Here is a 225-nt window from a genome sequence, read left to right on the forward strand (position 1 = left end):
CTGGGCGCAGTACAGCTGGTTTGACAACACCGTTTCCGGTCGCGGCGTCGAATCCGAAGAGTACGACTCAAAAGGCTTCACCGCGTCGGTGGAATCCGGCTACACCTGGAAACTGGCGGACATCAGCGAGCGTAACGCGCTGTACATCCAGCCGAAAGCGCAGGTCACCTGGATGGGCGTGAAGGCGGACGAACACCGCGAAGCCAACGGCACCCGCGTGGAAGG

Annotated in this window: 1 protein-coding gene; it reads left to right on the top strand. The window is 61.8% G+C overall.

The window, feature by feature from the left end; all coding sequences use genetic code 11:
* A partial coding sequence (locus tag OGY07_RS02905) for an autotransporter outer membrane beta-barrel domain-containing protein (RefSeq protein WP_286598549.1) occupies nucleotides 1-225 on the top strand: 225 nt, incomplete at both ends.

This window comes from Citrobacter sp. Cs237 (genome assembly GCF_030332325.1).
Lineage (GTDB): Bacteria > Pseudomonadota > Gammaproteobacteria > Enterobacterales > Enterobacteriaceae > Citrobacter_A > Citrobacter_A sedlakii.